This window comes from Haloferax sp. s1, assembly GCF_058382125.1.
The window spans coordinates 1-9,391 of the sequence record NZ_JBZRPK010000604.1; the positions used below are offsets into that span (position 1 = coordinate 1).

The 9,391-nt window shown below is 61.0% G+C and carries 10 protein-coding genes; 5 read left to right on the forward strand and 5 right to left on the reverse strand.

Annotated features, from left to right (window positions below):
* The 3 genes from QT222_RS12265 to QT222_RS12275 all read left to right on the forward strand — a co-directional run.
* A partial coding sequence (locus tag QT222_RS12265; RefSeq protein ID WP_491477341.1) for a malate synthase occupies nucleotides 1-888 on the forward strand: 888 nt, incomplete at its 5' end.
* Nucleotides 889-1,127: 239 nt separating this feature from the next.
* A complete protein-coding gene (locus QT222_RS12270; RefSeq protein WP_491477342.1) occupies nucleotides 1,128-1,736 on the forward strand; it encodes a DUF4112 domain-containing protein in 609 nt (202 codons plus the stop codon).
* A gap of 100 nt (nucleotides 1,737-1,836) precedes the next feature.
* Nucleotides 1,837-2,442 (forward strand): twin-arginine translocation signal domain-containing protein, encoded by a 606-nt coding sequence (locus tag QT222_RS12275; protein ID WP_004059460.1) that lies wholly within the window; start codon nucleotides 1,837-1,839, stop codon nucleotides 2,440-2,442.
* Between the two features lie 131 nt (nucleotides 2,443-2,573).
* On the opposite strand, the gene QT222_RS12280 is transcribed toward QT222_RS12275, so the two are convergent.
* The 3 genes from QT222_RS12280 to QT222_RS12290 all read right to left on the reverse strand — a co-directional run bounded on the left by QT222_RS12280 (nucleotide 2,574) and on the right by QT222_RS12290 (nucleotide 5,127).
* Nucleotides 2,574-3,806: an RNA-guided endonuclease InsQ/TnpB family protein gene (locus QT222_RS12280; protein WP_491477343.1), complete on the reverse strand. Its 1,233-nt coding sequence runs from the start codon at nucleotides 3,804-3,806 to the stop codon at nucleotides 2,574-2,576.
* A gap of 5 nt (nucleotides 3,807-3,811) precedes the next feature.
* A complete protein-coding gene (locus tag QT222_RS12285) occupies nucleotides 3,812-3,946 on the reverse strand; it encodes an AbrB/MazE/SpoVT family DNA-binding domain-containing protein (RefSeq protein ID WP_491477344.1) in 135 nt (44 codons plus the stop codon).
* A 203-nt stretch (nucleotides 3,947-4,149) separates the two neighbouring features.
* The gene (locus QT222_RS12290; protein ID WP_491477345.1) at nucleotides 4,150-5,127 is read right to left on the reverse strand and encodes a DMT family transporter; all 978 of its coding nucleotides are present in this window, start codon (nucleotides 5,125-5,127) and stop codon (nucleotides 4,150-4,152) included.
* Nucleotides 5,128-5,328: 201 nt separating this feature from the next.
* Here QT222_RS12290 and QT222_RS12295 point away from each other — a divergent pair, with 201 nt between their 5' ends.
* Entirely contained in the window at nucleotides 5,329-6,612 is a 1,284-nt protein-coding gene (locus QT222_RS12295) for a tRNA pseudouridine(54/55) synthase Pus10 (RefSeq protein ID WP_004059450.1), read from the forward strand.
* A gap of 54 nt (nucleotides 6,613-6,666) precedes the next feature.
* Entirely contained in the window at nucleotides 6,667-7,314 is a 648-nt protein-coding gene (gene rnhB / locus QT222_RS12300) for a ribonuclease HII (protein ID WP_004059449.1), read from the forward strand.
* A gap of 55 nt (nucleotides 7,315-7,369) precedes the next feature.
* Here rnhB and QT222_RS12305 read toward each other — a convergent pair whose 3' ends face one another.
* Nucleotides 7,370-7,606 carry a DUF7511 domain-containing protein gene (locus QT222_RS12305; protein ID WP_004059448.1) on the reverse strand — a complete coding sequence of 79 codons (237 nt, stop codon included), beginning with the start codon at nucleotides 7,604-7,606 and terminating at the stop codon, nucleotides 7,370-7,372.
* A 233-nt stretch (nucleotides 7,607-7,839) separates the two neighbouring features.
* Nucleotides 7,840-9,363 (reverse strand): preprotein translocase subunit SecD, encoded by a 1,524-nt coding sequence (secD, locus tag QT222_RS12310; protein WP_491477346.1) that lies wholly within the window; start codon nucleotides 9,361-9,363, stop codon nucleotides 7,840-7,842.
* Between the last annotated feature and the right edge of the window lie 28 nt (nucleotides 9,364-9,391).

Genomic DNA, 9,391 nt, shown 5'->3' on the forward strand with positions numbered 1-9,391 from the left:
ATCGTCGAAAACGAGCACGGTCTCGAAGCAGGCAGCATCGCCATGTCCGTCATCATCGAGAGCGGTCAGGCCGAACTCGCGATGGGGACACTCCGCGAGGAGATGGGCAAGCCCACGAACAATCTCGAACGCCTGTTCCTCCTCGTCGACGGCGAAGTCGACTACACGAAGGACATGCGCGCGATTACACCGACCGGCGAGTTGCCGCCGTGGCCGGAACTCCGACACAACACCTCTCGCGGTGCAAGCGCTGCGGGTCTCATCGCGGTCGACGGTCCCTACGACGACATCCGCGACGTGGAAGGCTACCACGAGCGCATGACCGAGAATCAGGCGAAAGGGATGCTCGGCATCTGGTCGCTCACGCCCGGACAGGTCGTGGAGGCGAACACGTCGCCGCTCCCGCCGAAGACCGGTAGTTGGCTGCTCGATATCGACGGCCAGCAAATCGAACTCGAATCCGAAGACGGCGTCGAAGTGTACGACGGCGACCGCTTGTCACTCGAAGCGACGGGCGACGGGTACGAACTTCGTACCGGCGGCGATACCCGAGAACTCGACGAGGACGAACTGCGCGAGGAACTCCTCGATATGACCTCGTACGTCCCGAGTATGGACGACATCGTCGACTCCATGGAGGAGTTCGAGGCGGCCAAAGAGGCCGGGCGCGGTGCTATCGCCATGGAGCAGTCGGCGACGCTCCGTATCGGTGGAACCGAGCTCACCATCTCTAAGGACCGAATGTGGGACGAGGCGACGTATCAGGCTGCGATGACGCCGATTAGCCTGTTCCAAGACGTCTACGAGAACCGTCCGGACCAACACGAGGAACTGAACGAGCGCTACGGCGCGAGCGTCGTGTCGCGCGCGATGGAGGTGGGTCTCTAAGGAGAACCATCGACACCTGAGCAATCACCGTCGGTCTCCTCACCACCTCATCCGACGGTGCTTCCCTGGTTGTAGCTCTTCTTCGGCGCACCGCCCGATACCGTGGGGGCAGTGTGCCACACCCGTTTTTGACACCGTATCACCGTCGTTGCCGCCAAAACCATCCACCGTCGTTGCCGCCAAAACCATCCACCGTCGTTGACGCCACGCTCAAGTCCGAGCCACGTGATTCGTCGCGTGTGAACGATTCGACGGATTCGGCCGGAGCAACCACCCCCGCGGGCGACGACGACGAGCCACTGGAACCAGACACCATCGTCGACTTCGACGATAGTAGAGTCAACGCCAGTGCCGACCTCGACACCATCGCGTCCGGTTCCACACCCGAAGCCACACTCGACCGACTCCACACCGTGAGTTTCTATCTCGACGAAGCGTTCGAGATTCCGGGGACGAACTATCGTATCGGACTGGACCCGTTGTTGGGACTCGTTCCGGGTATCGGCGACGCGACGGCAGCGGCGCTCTCCGCGTACATCCTCGTCGAGGCCGCGATGCTTGGCGTTCCCAGAGCGACGCTTGCCCGAATGTTCGGGAATATCCTCCTTGATTCGACCGTTGGTTCGTTGCCGCTGGTCGGTGACGTGTTCGACGCCGTCTGGAAGGCGAACGCGCGGAACGTTCGACTCCTCGAAGCACGCTACGAAGACCCATCACACGAAGCCGTCGAAGCAGACCGTCGCTTCCTCATCGCTGCCGTCGTTTTGATTATGATTCTGTTAGTGGCACTGGGTGTGGCCACGACACTCGCCGCGCTGTGGATACTCGGACAGGCCGGTTTACTCTAAGTCCCCATTTTCGATATTGATAAAATTGTCCGTGTTGAGGGTTATCATCAACCAAAATATAAAGTATAAGACATTTATACATCCTCGAAAGAGAGACTGTATGGAACGACGAACTTTCCTCAAAAGCGTCACTGCTGCAGGAGCCCTCCTCACCACCGCTGGCTGTCTCGGCGGTGGGTCTGGGCCCGGAGCCGGGTCGGAAAATAACTCGTCGGCGACGGGCACGAGCGAGTCCGTGCCAGTTCCGAATCCCGACATCAGCTTCAAGACCAAAGACGGTGTTCTCCGCGTTGTCCACATGGGCGGCGACGAAATCAAAGATGAGAACACTACGGAAGTGTACGTGACCGTCGACGGCGAGCGAGCCACGACGTGGGTAGCGGACGACAAGGAAACGCAGGCGTACCCCATCTCGGTGGGTAACTTCATCGAAACCGAATCCGCCGAAGCCGGATCGACCGTGGAGGTCGTCTGGGTCGACAAAGCGGGCACCGAGTCCGTCCTCGCCACGCACGAGGTTCCCACCGAGGAGACCACCACCAACGAAACGACCACGTCTAACGAGACGGCGACGAACGAAACCGTGACGACGACCACCAACGAAACGGCGGTCAACAGCACGACGACGACCACGTCCAACGAGACGACTACGACAACCGGCAACGAGACCACGACGACGAACTCTACGACGACCGACAGCGAGTAAGCGACTCTCTCCGTCGATACTTGGTGACGTTTTTTCTGCGAAGATTGGAATCGATACGGTTCAGTACGACCAGTCTATCCAGTTCGTTCGATAGCGACCGCTGAGACAGCAGCAGTGAACCCACCCCGAGGTCAAGCCTCGGGGCTTCCTGCTTCTACGACGCGCTTTGCAGGAACCGAAAGGGGTCCCGTAGGGAGCGCAGTCTGCACAGGCGTTGATTCGGAGCGTCCCGCCCCTATCTGTGAGCGACCGCGAGAAAGGATGTTCTTCGCCGCGTTCAGGTCCCTGTCCTCGGTGTGACCGCACGCCGGACAAGAGTGTTCTCGAATCCAGAGTGGCTTTGACGTTTCCACACCGCACTCCGAACACTCTTTGGTCGTTCCTGCTGGTTTGACTCGAACGACGTGAGTGCCATGCAGGTCGGCTTTGTACTCCAAGAGGTCCAGAAACCGCGACCATGCGGCGTCCTGCTTGTTCTTGGCATTCTGGCTGGTTTCCAGCATCGGCTTTACGTCCAAATCCTCGACGGCCACCAAATCGTACTTTCGGACCAGCCACGTCGTGAGTTTGTGCTGATAGTCCAGCACTTTCCGTTTGATTTGCCGCTTCGCCGCAGCGACCTTCTGCCGTTGTTTCTCCCAGTTGTTCGAGCCGTGCTGTTTGCGGTCGAGTTTCCGCTGTTCGCGCCCGTAGCGGTCGTACTCGTCGGACAGGTCGAGCATATCCACCGCCGTATCGTCGCTGGTGTGGATATACGAGAGAATCCCGAGGTCTACCCCTACGCAGTCGGCAGGGTCGAGCGTACTGGGGTCGGGTTTTTCGGGAAGGTCCTCGTCCGGGCGTTCCGTGACGAGACAGACAAACCAGTCGCCAGTTCGCTCCTTCTTTAACACGACGCGCTTGATGTTCTCGGTCGCGGGAAGCTCTCGGTGCGCTCGAATCGGGATGTTGCCGATTTTCGAGAGTCGAACAGTGGCGTACTCGTCTTGGCCCGTGGTGTGATTCACGTCGAAGCCTTCGGTCTGATACGCGACTGACCGACGGTCGCCGCTTCCCTGCCACTTCAACCGCCCCGTCTTGTGGCCGTTTTCCCGCCGACCCTTCTGTGTCTCGACGTTCTTGTGTATCTCCGAAACAGTCTGTTGGGCGGCGTGTGCCGAAACTTCCGAAAAGAGCGGCCACCGCTGTTTCCAGCCGGTGAGTTTGCGGTGCTGGTCGTAGGCGGTTGACCGGTTTCCGTAGTCGTGTGAGTAGTAGTCGCGGATGGCGTGGTTTCGTATCTGTCGATGGATTTCGATGTGACGCCACGCTTCGCTGGCGGTTTCCTCGTCGGGATACGCACGACAGCGAAGCGTTACGTCCATCTGAGTTAGTCCAGTCGTTCGACAGTGAGTTTGATTCGGTCGCCCGGCTCGATACCGAGCGGTTCGCGCACATCTTCGGGAATCGTGACCTGTCCCCGGTCACGGACAGTCGGGTGACATTCCATCTCTGTCTGACCCATACACACTCATTCTGATTCGCTCGAAGCGAGTGTTTCGATACCGTGGGCCTGTGGGAAGGGAGAAACAACCCGGCGGCTGGTCGGCCACTGTCGGCTTCACCCTCGGGGTCAAGCCCCGAGGCACTCGCCTTGAACCGCCTGTAGAATCAAATCCAGAATCCGAGTTAGGTCCGAATTAAATCGAGGCCGGAACAGAGATTTCTTCAGTCGTCAGCGGGCACGCCGTCGGGGTTAAACACCGAATCCGGCGTGATGATGCCTGCGCGGATGCCAAGGCGGTAGACGACCGGCTGGAGGGAAGCGCGTTTCATGAACGCGAATCCGGTGAGGATGAGGAAGAATCCGGAGATGGTTGCGGGACCGATATGCTCGTCGAGGAACACCCACCCGCTGACGGCGGCGACGATGGGGACGGCGTAGTTGACGAGGCTGATTTCTACCGCGCCGATGCGGTCCAAGAGGACGAAGTAGATGATGAAGCCGACCGCGCTGCACAGCACCGCGAGAAAGAGCAGCGGGCCGACGACGAGCGGTGACCACTCGACGGTCGAAAGCCCCGGTTCGCCGAGAATCGGGCTGACGATGTGGAGCATGCCCGAACCGAGGAGCATCATCCACGCCTGCATCGGGACGACCGGCGGATTTCCGGGGAGGCGTTTGACGAGAACGGAGCCGAACGCCCAACTCGCAGCGGCGAGGAAAAGCAGTACGACGCCGATGAGTTGGCCACCGACCGACCCCGATGCGAGGGCGATAACGACGGTGCCAGCGAGACCCAAGAAGACGCCGAGGAAGCCGAACGCGTCGAGTCGCTCTTCGGGGAGCATCGAGAAGGCGAAAAGCGGCGTCAGAACCGGAGACAGACTAAGGACGATTGCGGCAACGCCACTTGTCACGTAGCGCTGACCGGAAAACAGGAGCGCGAAGTGCGCCCCGATAAGCAACGCGCCGCCGACGGCGACGACAATCCACTCGTCGCGACCGCGGGGTCGCCAGTCCTCTGCGGCGAGCAGACCGTAGACGAACAGGACGGCACCCGCAACGTCGTAGCGAAGCGCGGCGAAGAGTGCAGGTGGAAGCACATCAAGCCCGACTTCGATAGCCATGAATGATGTCCCCCAGAGAACCGCGAGCGTAGCGAACAATGCGAGATTCCGATGTGTTTGTGTTCCGATAGACACGAGATATCGACCTTGGACCCAGGTGTTGAAGCGCCTACCACCTCTCCGTACATGAATTTTCTCGGAGTCGAGATAGCACCTGACTTGGTGTTCGTTCACAAATACCTCATGGACTGAACAAGCATTTCAGATTATTGACTTCCATCACACCAGCAAGCGAACAAAGTAAGGTAGTTACGCGCGCCCCGATAGACACCGAACATGAGTATCCTCGAGGACGCGCGAGCGCTCGCCGAGAGCGGGCCGGTCTGTGACGCCTGTCTGGGCAGGGTGTTCGCCGACCGCAGTTTCGGATTGACGAACGCCGAACGAGGGAAGTCGCTTCGAATCGCTGCCGCCCTCGACGCGGACGAACCCTACGAAGCGGTCGAGACCGAAGCCTGCTGGGTCTGCGAAGGCGCTTGTGCACACTTCGACGAGTGGGCCGAACGCTGCGCCGCGGCCATCGAAGACGTTGAAGTCGAGACGTACCAGGTCGGGACGCGAGCGCCGCCGCTGGTCGAAGAAAACGAAATCCTCCTGCGCGAAGGGGCCGGACTTCCCGAAGACGCTGGCGAACTGTTCAAATCCGAGTTCAACCGCGAAGTCGGAAAGCGCGTCGGGCGACTCACCGGCACCGAGGTGGACTTCACCCGGCCGGACGTACAGTTCCTTCTCGACATCGAAGCCGACACCGTGGAGGCGCAGATTAACTCCGCGTTCGTCTACGGTCGCTACCGCAAACTCGAACGCGACATTCCGCAGACCGAGTGGCCCTGCCGCGAGTGCGACGGCTCCGGCTACAAGGGCAAAGAGCCGTGTGACTACTGCGGCGGGTCCGGCTACCTCTACGAGGACAGCGTCGAGGGCTTCGTCGCCCCCGTCGTGATGGACGTGATGGACGGTGTCGACGCGAAGTTCCACGGCGCGGGCCGCGAGGACGTCGACGCCCTGATGCTCGGAACGGGCCGCCCGTTCGTCGTCGAAATCATGGAACCTCGCCGCCGAAACGTCGATGCCGAACAACTCGAAGGCGACATCAACGCGATGGCCGAAGGCGAAATCGAAGTCGAAGGGCTTCGCCTCGCTACCTACGACATGGTCGAGCGCGTGAAGAAACTCGATGCATCGAAGCAGTACCGCGCCGCCGTCGAATTCGACGACGACGTGACCAACGAGGACCTCCAAGCCGCGCTGGACGAACTGACCGGCGCGACCATCGAGCAGTACACGCCGAATCGCGTCGACCACCGGCGCGCGAGTCTCACACGCACGCGACACGTCTACGACGCTACCGGTGACCTCGAAGACGAACGACACGCCACCGTCGAGATTCACGGCGAAGGCGGACTCTACATCAAAGAACTCGTTTCCGGCGACGAAGGCCGAACGAACCCGAGTCTTGCAGGTATCCTCGATACGGGCGCAGTCGTTACCGCGCTCGACGTGATTGCGGTGGAAGGCGAGGACGAACCATTCGAGGACGACGAGTTCTTCAAGGACTGAACAGCAAATCGCAGACCGCAATCTCTAATCCCTCACCCCAACACCCGACGAAGTATGCGAATCGGCGTCGACGAGGCCGGAAAGGGACCCGTATTGGGTCCGATGGTCGCCGCAGCGGTCCGGGCGGACCCGGAGGCGCTACCTGATGGAATCGCTGACTCGAAGCGACTCACACCCGTCCGGCGCGAGGAACTCGCCGCGAAACTCCGCGAGCGGGACGACATCGCGGTCGGCGTCGCATTCATCGAACCCGCGACCATCGACGACCCCGAGACGGATATGAACCTGCTTACCGTTCGGGCGCAGGTCGAAGCGGCCGCCGCAGTCGCGGCCGACGACGACGAACTCGTCTGCGACGCGGGCGACGTGAGCGAATCCCGGTTCGGGCGACGCGTGCGCGACGGGGTGGCCGAAGCGGGCGCGTCTGTCGAGGTCCACGCCCAGCACCGTGCCGACGACGAACACGCTATCGTCGGCGCAGCGAGTATCGTTGCAAAGGTCGAACGCGACCGGCGCGTGGCGGCCATCGCCGACGAGTACGGCGAAGTCGGCAGTGGCTATCCGAGCGACCAGACAACCCGCGATTTCTTGCGCGAGTTCGTCCGCGAACACGGCATTCTCCCGGACTGCGCTCGGAAGTCGTGGTCGACGTGCGCCGACCTGTTGGCCGCACACGAACAGTCGTCACTGGGCGATTTCTGAACCGAGTCCGCAAAAACCAGAATCGTGGTGGGTTGCGCTACGCGAGAGCGGAGAACTATCGCATCGCTTCGAGTGAGACGTACGCGCCCTCCTGTGCGGAGACCCACGTCGTCATCATCTCGGCCTCGGTGAGACCAGCGGGGAAGATGGTGCATTCGTCTGGGGCATCGTCGTAAGGTGCGACGATTGCCGTATACTCCACGTCGTCTGTCGAGAGGTTTGCTCCCGGGTTCTCCGTCCGCGTCGTCGTTGTCGCGTCCGAGTCGTCGTGTCGAAGAGGAGTGTCTTCCATAATTGGAGTATGTACACCGTGATTACCGACGGGCGGCGGTTTTTCAATGGTCGCTTCAATCAATAGTTTTGGGACGCTCTATATGATTCTGTCGGAGAGTATACCAATGTTAGAATAATCAACACACGATACCTATGTAGAGTCTAGAGGCCTGCCAGTCACGGTTTTTGAGTACGGAGCGGAGAAACGGAGAAGTGAGACGTTCGAAAAGGGTCTGATGCCGCTGAGCGGCGTTAGCGGTCCTCGGTCAGGAGGAGACGCAGAATGTCACCGTAGGCGGGGCGCGTGACGAGCACACCGACGATGACACCGAGGATGGTGAAGATAGCGAAGCCCTGCAGGTCGCCGAGCGAGAGCACGGCGAGCGGACTCATCGCGATGATAGTCGTTGCTGCAGCAGCGCCGATTACCCAGAAGGCGCGACGGAAGCGAGACCGGAAGACCTTGCGTGACTTCACCGACCCTTCGGCCATCACCTCATCGGCGATAATGATGAGGTCGTCTACACCGGTCCCGATGACGGCGATGAACCCAGCGATGACAGAAAGGTCGAGCGGGTAGCCGATTGCCGCGGCGAAGCCGAGGAGGACGTACACCTCGGAGAGGCCGGTGACAATCATCGGGAGTGCGACCTGCGGCTTGCCGTACCGAATGAAGACGACGCCGGCGACGGCGAGGACGGCGACGATACCCGTGATGAGCGAGTCGGTCTTGAAGCTCTCACCCTGGCTCGGGGAGATGTACGACGAGGTGCCGCCGTCTTCACCCGAGAGGTCGAGCTTGGCCGGAAGCGCACCGGCGCGGAGGTTGATAGCGATTTCCTGTGCTTCGGAGATGTTGCGCGTCGAGAGTTGGAAGCCCGGTGCTTGGGCCCACTCGCCGGAGCGCATACTGTCGGCGAGGCTGGCCTGCATCCCGAACGCGTTGACGACTTCGCCGTTAACGACGAGGAGGAGGCACGGCTCAGTCGAGTTCTTCCCGCCCTCTTCCATGTAGGTACACCGCGACCCACCGGGCTGTGCGACGCCGGTTTCGACAGTGGCCTGCTGGAAGCCGGGTGCAGGTTCGTCACGGACCGAGACGGGAACGAACGCGCCGCCGCCGGCCTGCGGTTCCTGTGCGGTCCCGATGGACGTGAAGTCCGACTGCGTGAGAACTGCTTCGCGTGTCTCGTAGACCCGCGAGCCGTTCTGCGTGGTCGGGTAGTAAATGTCTATCTGGACAGTCCCACGCTCGCCGACGAGGTCGATAACGTCCTGTCGGTCGCGGTTCGGGACCTCGACGAGGACGAAGTGGTCGTTCGTCGCCGTGGTCACCTGTTGAACCGTCCCGCCGGAGAGACCGGCTTCGTTGATTTTCGACTGGAGGACACGAACCGTCTCGGCCCGCGTCGTCTCGGTGACGCCGTCTCTAACTTCGCCGTGGGCATATCCCGCGGCATCGAGGGCGCTGCTCAACTCGTCGGTCGTGACGTTCTCGATGGTCACTTCGACGGTGTTGGATTCCGCGCCGAAGCGAGCGATAACGTCGGCCGCGTCGGCACCGTCCAATTCGGCGGCGACCTGCTGTTCGATGACGCGTTTAGACTCGTTGTTGAACTCGACATCTTCGGCTGTGATACCGACGAGCGGGGCGCGGATGCGCGTCCCACCATCGAGTTGCAGACCGTATTTGAGGTTGGTCATGCTATTGTCCTCGCCGACGGTTGGGTGGGAGCCAATCGTCGGTGGGAACAGGGCGAACATCTGCACCAGCATGGCCACGTCGAGGGAGCAGACCCGCCAG